This window comes from Caulobacter sp. SSI4214, assembly GCF_012184455.1.
GTDB classification, from domain to species: domain Bacteria; phylum Pseudomonadota; class Alphaproteobacteria; order Caulobacterales; family Caulobacteraceae; genus Caulobacter; species Caulobacter vibrioides_E.
Genome location: NZ_SZWJ01000030.1, coordinates 20,443 through 33,998, shown reverse-complemented (window position 1 = coordinate 33,998; position 13,556 = coordinate 20,443). Strand labels below are relative to the sequence as shown.

The 13,556-nt window shown below is 68.8% G+C and carries 12 protein-coding genes and 1 riboswitch; of the genes, 3 read left to right on the top strand and 9 right to left on the bottom strand.

Features of this window, described 5'->3' with window-relative positions:
• Window position 1: 1 nt before the first annotated feature.
• The 8 genes from cobT to FCU40_RS11045 are packed head-to-tail and all read right to left on the bottom strand — an operon-like array spanning window position 2 to window position 8,948.
• A complete protein-coding gene (cobT, locus tag FCU40_RS11080) occupies window positions 2-1,033 on the bottom strand; it encodes a nicotinate-nucleotide--dimethylbenzimidazole phosphoribosyltransferase (RefSeq protein WP_168074908.1) in 1,032 nt (343 codons plus the stop codon).
• A complete protein-coding gene (locus FCU40_RS11075; protein ID WP_168074906.1) occupies window positions 1,030-2,490 on the bottom strand; it encodes a cobyric acid synthase in 1,461 nt (486 codons plus the stop codon). Before FCU40_RS11075 ends, cobT begins: the two co-directional genes overlap by 4 nt.
• Window positions 2,478-3,404, bottom strand: a complete 927-nt coding sequence (cbiB, locus tag FCU40_RS11070; RefSeq protein ID WP_168074904.1) for an adenosylcobinamide-phosphate synthase CbiB — start codon at window positions 3,402-3,404, stop codon at window positions 2,478-2,480. Before cbiB ends, FCU40_RS11075 begins: the two co-directional genes overlap by 13 nt.
• The gene (locus FCU40_RS11065; RefSeq protein WP_168074902.1) at window positions 3,394-4,167 is read right to left on the bottom strand and encodes an ABC transporter ATP-binding protein; all 774 of its coding nucleotides are present in this window, start codon (window positions 4,165-4,167) and stop codon (window positions 3,394-3,396) included. The genes cbiB and FCU40_RS11065 overlap by 11 nt, the downstream gene beginning before the upstream one ends.
• Window positions 4,164-5,150 carry an iron ABC transporter permease gene (locus FCU40_RS11060; protein WP_175582074.1) on the bottom strand — a complete coding sequence of 329 codons (987 nt, stop codon included), beginning with the start codon at window positions 5,148-5,150 and terminating at the stop codon, window positions 4,164-4,166. Before FCU40_RS11060 ends, FCU40_RS11065 begins: the two co-directional genes overlap by 4 nt.
• A complete protein-coding gene (locus FCU40_RS11055; protein ID WP_168074900.1) occupies window positions 5,147-5,986 on the bottom strand; it encodes an ABC transporter substrate-binding protein in 840 nt (279 codons plus the stop codon). Before FCU40_RS11055 ends, FCU40_RS11060 begins: the two co-directional genes overlap by 4 nt.
• Window positions 5,983-6,969 carry a threonine-phosphate decarboxylase CobD gene (cobD, locus tag FCU40_RS11050; RefSeq protein ID WP_168074936.1) on the bottom strand — a complete coding sequence of 329 codons (987 nt, stop codon included), beginning with the start codon at window positions 6,967-6,969 and terminating at the stop codon, window positions 5,983-5,985. The genes FCU40_RS11055 and cobD overlap by 4 nt, the downstream gene beginning before the upstream one ends.
• A gap of 26 nt (window positions 6,970-6,995) precedes the next feature.
• A complete protein-coding gene (locus FCU40_RS11045; protein WP_168074898.1) occupies window positions 6,996-8,948 on the bottom strand; it encodes a TonB-dependent receptor in 1,953 nt (650 codons plus the stop codon).
• A gap of 143 nt (window positions 8,949-9,091) precedes the next feature.
• Window positions 9,092-9,282, bottom strand: a riboswitch (cobalamin riboswitch).
• A 37-nt stretch (window positions 9,283-9,319) separates the two neighbouring features.
• On the opposite strand from FCU40_RS11045, the gene cobU reads away from it, so the two are divergent.
• The 3 genes from cobU to mazG all read left to right on the top strand — a co-directional run bounded on the left by cobU (window position 9,320) and on the right by mazG (window position 12,146).
• Entirely contained in the window at window positions 9,320-9,838 is a 519-nt protein-coding gene (gene cobU / locus FCU40_RS11040; protein ID WP_168074896.1) for a bifunctional adenosylcobinamide kinase/adenosylcobinamide-phosphate guanylyltransferase, read from the top strand.
• Window positions 9,839-9,958: 120 nt separating this feature from the next.
• Complete coding sequence (locus tag FCU40_RS11035) at window positions 9,959-11,356, top strand: MFS transporter (protein ID WP_168074894.1); 1,398 nt, start codon at window positions 9,959-9,961, stop codon at window positions 11,354-11,356.
• A complete protein-coding gene (mazG, locus tag FCU40_RS11030) occupies window positions 11,316-12,146 on the top strand; it encodes a nucleoside triphosphate pyrophosphohydrolase (protein ID WP_168074892.1) in 831 nt (276 codons plus the stop codon). Before FCU40_RS11035 ends, mazG begins: the two co-directional genes overlap by 41 nt.
• A gap of 59 nt (window positions 12,147-12,205) precedes the next feature.
• Here mazG and hflX read toward each other — a convergent pair whose 3' ends face one another.
• Complete coding sequence (gene hflX, locus FCU40_RS11025; RefSeq protein WP_168074890.1) at window positions 12,206-13,546, bottom strand: GTPase HflX; 1,341 nt, start codon at window positions 13,544-13,546, stop codon at window positions 12,206-12,208.
• Window positions 13,547-13,556 lie beyond the last annotated feature (10 nt).

Here is a 13,556-nt window from a genome sequence, read left to right as displayed (position 1 = left end):
ATCAGAGCCGTCCGCTCAGCACGTCCTCGAGGCTGGCGACCTCGCCCAGCAGCCGCGAGGCGGCGCGCACGATGGGCAGAGCCAGCAGCGCGCCGGTCCCCTCGCCCAGGCGCAGGCCCAGGTCCAGCAGCGGCTCGACCTCCAGCGCGGCCAACATCCGTTGATGACCAAGCTCGGCCGAGCGGTGACAGAAGATGCCGTACTCTCGCACCTCTGGTCTCAAGCGGATCGCGGTCAGCGCCGCCGCCGAGACGATGAACCCATCGACCAGCACCGGCACCCCCACCGAGGCGGCGCCGATCATCGCGCCGGCCATCATGGCGATCTCCAACCCGCCGAACTGCGCCAACACGTCCAGCGGCGCCGAAGCGTCCGAACGCGCGGCGGCGCGTTTCAGAACCGCCAGCTTGTGAGTGAGCCCCTCGTCATCATGGCCCGCGCCGCGCCCGACGCAGTCGATCAGCGGCGCCGGCGCCAGGCGGTGCATGATCAGCGCCGCCGAGGCGGTGTTGCCGATGCCCATCTCGCCCAGGGCCAGGATTTCGAAGCCCTCGGCCGCCGCGTCGCGGGCGAGGCGCGCGCCGGCCTCCAGCGCTCGCGTGACCTCGTCGGCCGTCAGGGCCGATTCGACGGCGGCGTTGCGGGTCCCGCGCCGGATCTTTTCGCGTAGCAGGTCCGGATGGGCTGCCAACTCGCCGTCGACGCCGGCGTCCACCACGCGAAGCTCGGCCCTGACCGCGCGGGCGAAGGCGTTGGCGCTGGCCTTGCCGGCCAGAAAGGTGGCGACCATGGCCTGGGTCACCGACGACGGATAGGCCGAGACGCCCTCCGACGTCAGCCCATGATCGCCGGCGAATACCAACAGCAGGGCCTTGTCATAGGTCGGCGGCCGCGCGCCCGCGATCTGGCCGAGCCGAACGGCCAGGTCCTCGACACGACCCAACGCGCCCAGAGGCTTGGCCTTGCCATCGATCAGCGCGCGAAGATGCGTCGCTCGGCCGGTCTCCACGGGGGATACGGAGGGCAAAGTCATGATCTGAGCTCCAGGCCGGCGATGGCGGCCAGGGACGGAATATCGAAGGCCCGTTCCAGAGCGGCGGCGATCTCGTCCAGCGCCTGATCGACACGGACGGATTGATCGACCCCGTCCGAAACAGCGCCCAACTCGGCCAGCAGCGCGACCCGCGCCTCCCCCCGCTCGAACAGGCCATGGACATAGGCCCCGCGCACCCGGCCGTCGGGCGAGACCGCGCCATCCGGCGTCCCGTCGTCGAGCCAAAGCATGGGCCGCGCCGCGCCGTGGGTGCGGCCGATATGCATTTCGTAGCCCTCGAACCGCGCCCCGCCGACAAGACGCCCCGAGACCGGTCGGAGAGTCTTTTCCCCCGTCATCACCGTCTCGACGTCCAGAAGGCCCAGGCCCTCGGCCGCGCGGACCTCGCCTTCGAGGCCGTCAGGGTCCGAAACCGTTCTGCCCAGCATCTGATAGCCGCCGCACACGCCCAATACGTGGCCGCCGCGTCGGACGTGGGCCGCCAGATCGACGTCCCAGCCCTGGGCGCGCAGGAAGGCCAGATCCGCCAGCGTCGCCTTGGTCCCGGGCAATATCACCAGGTCCGCGTCGCCCGGCAGCGGCGATCCGGGCGGAACATAGGCGAACTCGACCTCGGGCTCGGCGCGCAGGGCGTCGAATTCGTCGAAATTGGCGATCCGTGACAGCATGGGCGCGACGATCCTGACCTTGCGGCGATCGCCACTGGCGGCGCGGTCCAGGACCACGGCGTCCTCGGCCGGCAGCCGGCGCGCGGCGGCCAGCCACGGCGCCATGCCCAGGTCCTTCCAGCCGGTGCGCCGCGCGATTTCGGCGCGGCCATCCTGGAACAGGCTGGGATCGCCCCGGAACTTGTTAATCAGGAAACCGCGCACCATGGCCCGATCGCCCTCGTCCAGTACCACGTGGGCGCCGACCAGGGCCGCGATCACGTGCCCCCGGTCGATGTCGCCGACCAGCACCACCGGGACATCGGCCGCGCGCGCGAAGCCCATATTGGCGATGTCGTGGACGCGGAGATTGGTCTCGGCCGGACTGCCTGCGCCCTCGACGATGACGAGGTCGCTTTGAGCCTCCAAGGCGCGGAAGCTCTCCAGCACCGTGTCCAGCAACGCGCCCTTGCGCGCCTGATAACCTCGCGCTTGCCAAGTCCCGGCCATCCGCCCCCGCACCACCAGTTGGGCGCCGACATCGCTCTGAGGCTTCAGGAGGACAGGGTTCATGTCGACGGTCGGGGGCGTGCGACAGGCGATGGCCTGCAAGGCCTGGGCGCGGCCGATCTCGCCGCCGTCGGCCGTGACCGCGGCGTTGTTGGACATGTTCTGCGGCTTGAACGGACGCACGGTCAGACCGCGATTGGCGAAAAGCCGGCACAGGCCCGCGACCAGCACCGACTTGCCGACGTCGGATCCGCAGCCTTGTATCATCAATGCCGCCATGCCAGGCCTCCCGCCGCCAGCATCATCCAAAGCACGGCGCAGGCCAGCAGATAGAGGCGCAGCGCGCGGGCGAGGTCGTCAGGCGTGGCCGCCCTGCCCTCGCCCAGGACGGGCCGCTCGGCGCGCTGGCCGTCGTACCAGGCAGGCCCCCCAAGCCGAACCCCCAGCGCGCCGGCCATCGCTGCCTCGGGCCAGCCGGCGTTGGGCGAGGCGTGCCTGCCGGCGTCGCGCAGCATGGTCTTCCAGCCGCGCCGCCCGACCAGCGCCAGCACCGCGCCCGCGCACCGCGCCGGGATCAGGTTCAGCAGATCGTCGAAGCGCGCCGAGGCCCAGCCGAACGCGCGCCAGCGCGGCTCGCGGTGGCCGATCATGCTATCGGCGGTATTGACCGCCTTGTACACGAACAGGCCCGGCAGGCCGCCGAAGGCGAACCAGAACATCGGCGCGACGACGCCGTCGTTGAAGCTCTCGGCCAGGCTCTCGATGGCGGCGGTCGCTACGCCGCTCTCGTCCAGACGCTCGACATCGCGCCCCACGATCATCCCGACGGCGGCGCGCGCGGATCCGAGGTCACCGGCGGCCAAGGGCCTGGCTACGGCGCGGACATGGTCGAACAGACTACGCTGCGCCAGGCCGAGGGTTCCGACCAGCGCCACGGCCCAGACGCCGCCGAACCATGTGATCAGCCAACCGGCCAGTCCGCTCGCGCAGACGAGCGTTATCAGGGTGGCGACGCCGAGCCGCCGGCGGGTGACCTCGCTGAAACTCGGCAGGTTCAGCCCCGCCTCCAGCATCGCGATCAGACCGCCGGCCCAGACTACCGGATGGGGAATCCAGCGGTGCAGCGCCCGCGGATAGCCCACGGCGGCCTCCAGCGCCGCGGCGGCGAGAACGAGCCGGGGATCAGTCGGCACGGCCTAGCACTTCGATCAGCGGCCCTCTTTCGCCGGCATGACGACGGACGACAACGCCATAAACGCTCGACAGGATGTCGGGCGCCAAGGCGGCATCCGGCGCGCCTTCGACGACCAGGCGCCCCGCGTTCAACACCAGGATCCGATCGGCGAAGCGCGCCGCCAGATTGAGGTCGTGCAAGGTCAGCAGCACGCCCTTGCCTTCGTCATGGGCCAGGCGGCGGAACAGGGCCAGGGCGTCGAGAGCGTGACCGGGGTCGAGACCGGTCAGCGGCTCATCGGCCAGCAACCAGTCGGTCTCGCCGGCCAGGCCTCGGGCGATCAGGGCGCGGGCGCGCTCTCCGCCCGAGAGCTGGGTGACAGCGCGGTCGGCGAAGGCGTTCAGGTCGCTGACGTCAAGGGCCGCCTCGACGGCGGCGTGGTCCTCGGCGGAGGGCCCGAAAGCGCCCAAACGCGGCGTGCGCCCCAGCCCGACGAAGGCTCGAACATCGACGTCCCACGCGATCTGCGGGGCCTGGGCCAGGAACGCTATGCGACGAGCGCGCTGGGGGCCGGTCAGGGCGGTGATCGCCGCGCCGTCCAGCGTCACCGCGCCGCTGTCCGGACGCCGCAAGCCCGCCAAGCAAGACAGGAGGGTCGACTTGCCCGCGCCATTGGGCCCGACGATCGCCACCACCCCGCCCTTCGCGAAGCGCGCGGTAATCCCCGCGAGCACGGCGCGTCCGCCCAGCGCCAGTGAAACGTCTTCAGTGGCAAGGCTCATGCCAGCCTCCGTCGCATGGAGATCAGCATGGCCAGGAAGAACGGGCCGCCGAGCATGGCCATGGCGACACTCAGCTTGACCTCGCTGGCGGCCGGGGTCAGGCGCACCAGGATGTCCGCGCCCAGGGTCAGGGCCGCCCCGCCCAGAAAGGACGGCGCCAGCACCGCGCTCGGCTTGGCCCCCAAGAGCGGGCGAAGCAGGTGTGGGACAATCAGGCCGACAAAGCTGATCACCCCGGTCACCGCGACGCTGGACCCGACCGCCAGAGCGACGCCAAGCGCCATGAGAAGACGCGTCCGGGCCAGTTCGACGCCTAGCGAACGCGCGCCCTGCTCGCCCAGGGTCAGAGCGTCCAGCGCGCGTCCCAGGGTCAGCAGCAGGAGCCCACCGACCACGATGCCTGGCGCGGCGATCCGCACGTCGTCGATGCTACGGTCGGCCAGCGAACCCAGGGTCCAGTTGAGGATCTCGTTCACCGCCCAGGGATTGGGGGCGAGGTTCAGCGCCAGGGCGATGCCGGCGCCGCAGACGGTCTGGATGACAAAGCCGGCTAGCACGAAGGTGACGATGCTGGAGGTCATGCCCGCCAGGCCCAGCAAGGCCGCGACGCCGAGGCCCGCGCCGACCATCGCCGCCAGCGGTAGCACCCAGGCCGCCTCCCCGGCCTTGCCCAGATACAGCGTCAGCACCGCCCCCAGCGCCGCCGAGGTCGAGACGCCGAGCGCTCCCGGATCGGCCAGCGGATTGCGCGTATAGCCCTGCATCGCCGCGCCGCCCAGCGCCAGAGCGCCGCCGACCAGGACCGCCAGGATCGTGCGCGGCAGGCGCAGGCCGAAGACAATTGCCCAGCGGGGATCGGCGCCGCCCGAAATCCAGGCGCTCCAGGGCGTCCAGACACGTCCAGCGCCAAGGCTGACGAGGAACAGGACGACCAGAAGCGCCGCCAACAGCGCGCTGACCGTTCCTGGAGATCGAAGCTTCATGCCCCCTCCTTCAGCGCCAAGGCCCGAGCCCGCGCCATGGCGTCAGCGGTTTCGATCAGCACGGGGCCGCCGCAATAGAGCAGTCGCTCGGGCAGCCGGGCCTGTCGCATACGGCCCGCGATGGATTTCAGGGCCGGATGGGTCATGACTCGATCGGCCCAACCGCGCGCGCCCGGCGCGGGTTCGCCGACGAGAAGCACCTCGGGCGGGTCGGCCAGCAGCCTCTCCAGCCCCACATTGCCCCACGCCTTCAAGCCGTACCGACGGGCGACATTGTCGAAGCCTGCCCGGGTCATCACCTCGTCGACCAAGGTGTTGGGCCCGGCCGCGAACCCGTTGGGCTGATAGATCAGAGCGGTCAGCCGGCGCGCGCCCGACGCGGGCGTCGCCGCCGCGAGGGCGGCCTCGACGCGGGCGACCAGGGCCTCGCCCCGCTCGGGGCGACCTATTAATCTGGCGACCTTGCGCACCTGCGCCAGACTTTCCGCGATCGTCTTGGGTACGGCGAAACGCTGGACCGGGACCTCAAGCCGCTTGAGGGCGTTGCGTGTCGCCAAGGCCGAATGCTGGCTGGCCAAAACAAGGTCGGGCCGCAGCGCGATCACCTCCTCGGCGCTCTCCCAGGTATACGGCAGGCTCTTGGCCTGCTCGGCCACGGTCGAGCCATGCGGATCGCGGGCGTAGTGGCTGAGGGCGGCGATCTGGTTTCGGTCAGCCAGATGAACCAGCATCGCATCGAGACAGGCGTTCAGCGAAACGATGCGCCTGGGCGGCGGCGCGGCGGCGGCGGTGAGGGCCATGGCGCCGACCACGATCTCGCGACGCGAAACGATCATGGCGCAACGACCTCAAGAACATCTCGCAGTCGCTTGAAATCCCGTCGAGAAGGCAACCCAAACCGAAGTCGATCGGAACGATCGGCGAACGGGCGGACCAGAACGCCTTGCTCGGCCAACCGCGAAAAGAGCGCATGAGCGTCCGGCGCGGCGACCCAGCGGAAGAGGTCGCAGCCGCCGAGTACGTTCAGCCCAGCGCTGGTCAGCAGCGCATCGAGCTTCCCCGCTTGCGCGGCCAGCCTGGCCTGGGTCGTCGCGCGCCAGGCGTCGTCGGCATAAGCGGCGAGACCGAGCGCGAGCGCATCGGCGCTCAGCGGCCAATCCCCCAAGAGTACGCGAATTTCTCGCGCCAATTCATTGCTGGTAATGACAAAACCCAGCCGCGCTCCCGGCAAGCCGTAGAACTTGCCGAACGAGCGCAACACCACCAGCCGCTCGATCGCCAAGTCCGCCAAGCTGAGATCCGGGGCCACCTCGACAAAAGACTCGTCCACGACGGTCCAGCGGCCGAGCGCCGAACGCGCGCTGGCCAAGACCGCCAGCGCGTCGCGCTCGATCCGTCGGCCATCGGGATTGTTGGGATTGACCAACACCAGAACGTCGGCGTTGCCAGCGTCGTCGGCGGCATGGATGAGGCGAGCGGCGCGCGGTTCCCAAGCCTCGGCGTGCCCGCCATAGATTGGCGCGACCAGGGCCGTCTGGCCGCCGCCGATCAGGTTCGGCAGCAGACGCAGCCCCGCCTCCGCGCCCGGCAGCGCCACCACGCGCCCCGGATCATCGACCCGGAACGCCCGCGCGGCCACGGCCTCCAACGCGGTCAACTGGGCGGGGTCCGGCAGTCGCCGCAAGGCTTCCGCCGGCGCGCGGGGGCCAGGCCAAGGCTCGGGATTGATGCCGGTCGACAGATCCAGCCAAGGACGGGGCGCGTCCGGATAGGCGGCCATCGCCTCGTGGAGACGGCCGCCATGCCGAAAAGCGCCCATGGGCGCGATCAACGTCACGGCGCGCGCTAGAACCGCGCCCGCAGGCCCACGAAGGCCCCTCGTCCGGGCGCTCCGTAGTTCAGGATCGTCTGATAGTCCTTGTCGAACAGGTTCTCGATCCGACCGAACGCTTCGAGGCGAGCGTTGATCGGATAGGCGACGCGCAGATCGACCAGCGTATAGCCCTTCACCACCTGGGTATTGGCGTCGTTGTTGTAGGTCCGTCCGACGTAACGCACGGCGACGCCCGTCGACAGCCCCACCGGCCAGCGATAGGTCGCCGACAGGTTGCCCATGTTCTTCGGCCGGCGGGTCAGTTGCTTGCCCTTGTTGGCGCCGGCGTCCGTCTCGGCGTCGGTATAGGTATAGTTGCCGGTGATCGTCAGGTTCGACAGGGGCTTGGCCTCGCCGATCAGTTCCAGGCCTTCGGCCTTGGTCTTGAGGATGTTGTTGTAATAGCCGAACCGGAAGGTCCCGCCCGGCGCGCACAGCGGATCGGTCGAACCGCTGGAGCACGAGAAGAAGCGGATCTCGTTGTCGGCTTCGCGGTGGAACCAGGTCGCCGAGGCCTTCACCTTGCCGCCCAGGAACCGCTGCTCGATGCCCGCGTCCCAGCTGTCGAACTCTTCCGGCGACAGCGCCTGATTGCCGTATTGGCTGAACAGCTCGTAAAGGCCCGGCGCGCGGAACCCCTGGCCGAAACTGGCGCGCAGCACCGTTGCGCCGTCGTTCAGCGACCAAGCGGCGGCGGCCTGGCCCAGGGTATGCGAGCCATAGGTGTCATGGTCGTCGTAGCGGAGGCCGGCGGTCAGGGTCAGGCCTTTGGCCACCTCGGCCCGCAGCTGGCCGTAGACGCTATCGACGCCCACCCGACCCGTGCCAAAGGCGGGGTTTGGCTTCGACGTCGTGGGCGAGCGGGTCCGCATCGTGGACTTCTCGTGCTCGGCCCCGAAGGTGGCGGTCCAGGCGTCGTTGATCGCGAAGACGCCTTGATATTCCCAGCGCCTGTTCTTGCCGGCCGCGTCGAAGGTCAGCGGTTGGATCAGCAGGACGGGGTTGTAGTTCTTGCGGTCGGTGTCGGTGTAGGCGTAGCCGACACGATTGTTCCAGCGGCCGTCCAACAGAGCGAAGTTCAGGCCGCTATAGACCACCAGCTCCTTGGTGCGGCCGAACTCGGCGTCATCGACATTGAAGCCGTCGAAGGCGTTCTTGCCCCGCGAATAGACCGAGCGGATCTCGGCCGAGACGTTGTCGGCCAGTTGTACGCGCAAGCGGCCCGAGGCGCCAGCGTTGTGGTAGCCGTCCGTCTCGGTTCCGTACTTGTAGGCCGAGACCCCGTCGGTGGTGTAGTAGCCGCCGGCCACGCGCCAGGTGACCTTCTCGCTGGCGCCGCCGAGGCCAGCGCGCAGATAGCCGGTCTTGCGCGCGCCGCCTTCGACGTCGATCGAGCTCTCGAAGGGCTTGGTCGGGTCGGCGGTGACGATATTGACCACGCCGCCGATGGCTTGGCTGCCCCAGAGGGTGGACTGGGCGCCGCGCAGCACCTCGATGCGCGAGATATCGCCGACCAGCAGGTTGCCGCTGTTGAAGCCGCCCTGCGTCGAGGACGGGTCGTTCAGCTTGACGCCGTCGATCAGCACCACGGTGTGCTGGGTCTCCGCGCCCCGGATATTCAGGCTGGTGGTCTCGCCCGTCCCGCCGTTACGCGTGAAGCTGACGCCCGGCTGCTGAGCCAGCAGTTCGACGACCGAGATCGCCTGGCTGGCCTCGATGGCGGGCTGGGTAAGGACGGTCACCGACGCGCCGACGGTCTGGATCGGCTGAGCGGTGCGCGTCGCGGTGACGACCAGTTCGGCGACGCCGTTGGCGCCGGCCTTGCCGGCGACGTCGGCTTCGGGCGCCTTTTGCTCGTCGGCCATGGCGGGGCCGGCGGCGAGGAGGGTCGAAAGGGCGGTTGAGCAGAGAAGCGCTCGGATCATGGTTTTCATTCCCGTTCTGAACGACCCGCGCGCCGACGCGACGCACCCGCGCCGTTGGAGGCGACGCGAAGGCGTTGGACCGGCGCGCGGTCCTGACTGCCGTTTCTCGGGAGATCCCGTTCGTTCGGCGCACCCCGGCCGAGCGATGAACGACCGCGTCGGGCAGGTCTCCTGGCTCGCGGGTCAAGGCTCTGGGCGTCGCCTTCCCAGGATCCGAAGATCCCAGTGGCCTATGACGCTTGAACTCGCCGCTTACAGTTGCGGGGGCAGCCGAGGTCTTGCACCTCGTTCCCTTTTGATCCTCTTTCGAGGAACCTGACGCACCGCCAGCCCTAACGGTTGCGCCGCGAAGCGTCAATTGTGGAGCTGACATGACCGCGACCCTGGTTCTGGGCGGGGCCCGCTCGGGCAAGAGCGCCTTCGCCCAGCGGGCGGCCGAAGGCGCGGCGATCGGCGCGCGTCCGGTTCTGATCGCGACGGGCCAGGCCTTCGACGACGAGATGGCGGAGCGGATCGCGCGTCACCAAGCCGACCGAGGCGATTCGTGGATGACCGTGGAGGCGCCGCTCGACCTGTCCGCGGCCCTGGCCGCCCTCCCCGCCGACGGCGTGGCCGTGGTGGATTGCCTGACGCTTTGGCTGTCGAACCTGATGCTGGCCGACCAAGACGTCGCCACGGCGACGGGGGCGTTGCTCAAGGCGGTCAGCGCTTGTGAAGCGAGACTCTGGCTGGTCAGCAACGAGGTCGGTCTAGGCATCGTCCCCGAGACGCCTTTGGGTCGCCGCTTTCGCGACGAGGCTGGGCGATTGCATCAAGATTTGGCGCGCGCGGTCGACGAAGTCTTCTTCATCGCGGCGGGGCTGCCCCTTCGCCTGAAGCCGGCCGCTTAGGCCGCGTCGAGGCGCAAGCGCGGTGGAAAGAGGCTGGCGCTCGACGCGAAAGGCTCGCACACTCGTTTGAAACAGCCGTCGAACATCAGTGCGTTCCAAGCGGCCAGGGAGGAGTAAGCCATGACCGACCGACGCCCCTCGTGGGCTTTGGCCGCCTTCGCGACCCCGTGCATCCCGATCGCCGCGATGGGCCTGCCGCTGGTGGTCTACCTCCCGGAGTTCTACGTCAGCTCGCTGGGTCTTTCGCTGAGCGCAGTGGGCGCTGCGTTCCTGGTGGTCAAGCTGGTTGACATCTTCTTCGACCCCATCCTGGGCGGAATGATGGACCGCACGCGGACAAGGCTGGGGCGTTTTCGTCCCTGGCTGATCGCGGGCACGCCGGTCATCGTCGCGGGATCCTATTTCCTGTTCATGGCCCAGCCCGGCGTCGGTCCCGTCTATCTGTGGTTTTGGCTGGTCGTGGTCTATGGCGGCTACTCGATGGTGGTGCTGTCCCAGACCGCCTGGGGCGCGGTGCTATCCAGCGACTATCAGCAACGCTCGCGGGTCTATGGCTGGTGGCAGGCCGGCAATGTGGTCGGGATGATCCTGGTCCTGTGCCTGCCGCCCATCGTCACCGGGGTCTTCAAGGGCGATCATCTAGCCAGCGTCCAGGCCATGGGCTGGTTCGTCGTCATCCTGGCCCCGCTCAGCACCCTGCTGGCCACCACCCTGGTCGGCGAGCCCGAAGCGCCCAAGGTGGTTCACAAGGCCGGCCTGCGAGAATACGCGGCGCTGTTCAAGCGTCCGTCGGTGCGCCTGCTGCTGACCGCCGACATCCTGATGGGCTTGGCGCCCGGCATCGCCGGCTCGCTGTTCATCTTCTTCTTTGAACGCATCAAGCACCTGGACAAGACCCAGTCCGGCGTCCTGCTTCTGGTCTATTTCGTGGCCGCCCTGGCCGGCGCTCCCATCTGGCCGTTCCTGGCCAAGCGTCTGGGCAAGCACCGGGCGCTCTCGGTCGCCGCTATCGCCTATGCCGTGTTCCAGATCGCGGCGGCGATGACCCCCACCGGGTTTACCTGGATCGGAACCTTGTCCCTGATCCTGTCGGGCCTGCCCTATTCCGCCGCGCCGCTGCTGGTCCGCTCGATGATGGCCGACATCGGCGACGAGGAACGCCTCGCCAGCGGGGCGGACCGCACCGGATTGCTATACGCCATCGTCAGCGGCGCGATGAAGCTGGGTTACGCCCTGGCCGTGGGGGTGTTCATCGTCCTCTCGTGGATGGGCTTCGATCCAAAGGCGCCGACCGCCTCCGGTGACGCGGCGTTGATCGGTCTGTTCGCTTTCCTGCCCGCCGGGCTGGGCCTGCTGGTCTCGGTCGTCATGCTGCGCTATCCGCTGGATGCTCAACGCCTCGCCGAGATTCAGCGCCAACTGGCGGCGCGGGACGCGGTGACGGTCCAGACCCCGCCCGCAGCCGAACCGGACCCGAATGTCTCAGCCCTCCCCGTCGACATCGCCCCCGCCAAGTGAGGATCAGCATCCGATCTTCCGCCTGATCCAGATCATGGATCGCCTCCGCGATCCGGAGCGCGGCTGTCCGTGGGACTTGGAACAGACTTTCGCGACGATCGCGCCCTACACGGTGGAGGAGGCCTATGAGGTCGTCGACGCCATCGAACGCAACGATCTGGCGGATCTGAAGGAGGAACTGGGCGACCTGCTGCTTCAGGTCGTCTTCCATTCCCGGATGGCCCAGGAACAGGGCGCGTTCGACATCCAGGACGTCGCCGCGGCCATTTCCGACAAGATGATCCGCCGGCATCCGCATGTGTTCGGCGATCACGCCTACGAAAACCTTTCGGCCCAGGTCGAGGGCTGGGAAGCGCTGAAGGCCCAGGAACGCAAGGCCAAGGCCAAGACCGGCGTTCTGGACGACGTACCGACGGGCTTGCCCGCCCTCACCCGCGCCGTGAAGCTGACCAAGCGCGCCGCCCGCGTCGGCTTCGATTGGCCCTCGACCACCGAGGTGATGGCCAAGCTGCGCGAGGAGACCGAGGAGCTGCGGGTCGAGATCGAGGCCGGCGACGTTGCCAAGGCCCGCGAGGAGCTGGGCGACATCCTGTTCGTCTGCGCCAACCTGGCTCGCAAGCTGGACGTCGATCCCGAGGACGCCCTGCGCGCCACGAACGCCAAGTTCGCCCGTCGGTTCGCCTTCATCGAGGCGGCGCTGGCTCGGCGCGGCAAGACGCCAGACCAGTCCGACCTCGCCGAGATGGACGCCCTCTGGAACGACGCCAAGGCGACGGAGAAGGCGGGATGACCCGTAACTGAGACGTGAGGACAGCGGCCTTGGCCTCCCTGGGCCAAGTTCATGGCATGTTATTCGGCGGCGGCCTTGACCACGGCGTCGGGGAACTGGCGCTCGAACCGGCCCAAGGCTTGGCCATCCAACCGCGCCATCAGCACCACGTCGCCGTCCGGGCCGTCATAGCGGCTCAGCACCCGGCCGTTGCGATAGATCCAGGCCAAGGCCTGACCTTCATGCACGCCCAGCGACACCTCGACCGGGGGGGAGTCGTCGATCAGCCCGCCGATCCGGCGCAAAAGCGCCTCGCAGCCCTCGCCCGTCACGGCCGAGACCGCGGACGCGCCGTTGCGCCGCGCCTGGCCCTCGATGATCTCGCGGTCGTCCTCGGACAGCAGGTCGACCTTGTTCCAGACCTCGATGACGGTCTTGCCCTCGTCGAGGGTGACGCCCAGCTCTGACAGCACTGTCTCGACGTCGCGGGCCTGGGCCTCGCTGTCGGGATTGGCCACGTCGCGGACGTGCAGCACGACGTCGGCCTCCTGCACCTCCTCCAGGGTGGCGCGGAACGCCTCGACCAGCTCGTGCGGCAGGTCGGAGATGAAGCCTACGGTGTCCGACATGATCGCCGGCCGTCCGTCGGGCAGCTTCACCGTGCGCAAGGTCGGGTCCAGGGTCGCGAACAGCATGTCCTTAGCCAGAACATCGGCCTCGGTCAGGCGGTTGAACAGCGTCGACTTACCGGCGTTGGTGTAGCCGACCAAGGCGACCGTCGGATACGGAACCTTCTTGCGGGCGCTGCGGTGCAGGGTCCGCGTGCGGCGCACCTCTTCGAGCTCTTTCTTGAGCTTGATGATCGTCCCCGCGATCAGGCGGCGGTCGATTTCGATCTGAGTTTCGCCGGGACCGCCGGTCGAGCCCGTGCCGCCGCGCTGCCGCTCCAGGTGGGTCCAGGTGCGGACCAGGCGCGAGCGCTCGTATTCGAGCCGGGCCAGCTCGACCTGCAGACGGCCTTCCCGCGTGCGCGCGCGACGGGCGAAGATCTCGAGGATCAGCCCGGTGCGGTCCACGACCTTGACCTCCAGCGCCTTTTCGAGATTGCGCTGCTGGATCGGCGTCAACTGATCGTCGAAGACGGCGACGTCGATATGCTCGACCTCGCAGATCGCCGCGAACTCTTCGACCTTGCCCTTGCCGAACAGTGTCGCCGGGGTGACGACGCGCAGCGGCGCGACCATGGTCTCGACGACCTCGAGATCAAGCGCGATCGCAAGGCCGACGGCTTCCTCGAGCCGGGCGTTGGGATCCCGAGCTTCTAGGGCCGCCTGGCCTCTCAGTTGCCGCGCCGGATGGATGACAAGCGCCTTCAGGATCGGCGCGGCGTGGTCGATCGACCGGGATGGGGATTTGGACAAGCGTCTCTAG